Source organism: Acinetobacter sp. 24-47-67 (genome assembly GCF_056779735.1).
In genome coordinates this window covers 1-398 of sequence record NZ_JBWYIK010000040.1, presented here as the reverse complement: position 1 = coordinate 398, position 398 = coordinate 1, and the positions used below count along the sequence as shown (strand labels likewise).

The window sequence follows — 398 nt, the reverse complement described above, 5'->3', positions numbered from 1 at the left end:
GGTTGATATCACTTTACCAGCAGTAAATGATGAAAACGAAGATGGTGTGGATGATGCAGTTGCAGCACTTGAAGAAGCGACAGAGGCAGTAGAGGCGGCTGAAGCAGCATATGCTGAGGCAGAGCAAGCACTAGCAGATGCCGAATCAGATGGTTTAATCACCCCAACAGAACTTACTGAGCTGACTCAAGCACGTGATGATGCACTTGCTGCTAAAGAAGATGCACAAGCGAAAGTTGATGCACTTCCAGAAGGAGCAGACAAAGACGCATTGGATGCACGCTTAGATGATCTAGTCGACATCACCTTACCAACAGTAAATGATGAAAACGAAGATGGCGTAGCAGATGAGTACGAACAAGTATTGGCAGATGCCGAAGCAGCAGTAGAGGCGGCTG

Annotated in this window: 1 protein-coding gene; it reads left to right on the top strand. The window is 47.5% G+C overall.

The window, feature by feature from the left end; genetic code table 11:
- The coding region (locus AC1M9K_RS14575; protein WP_481589648.1) for a GA-like domain-containing protein at window positions 1–398 on the top strand (398 nt) is incomplete at both ends.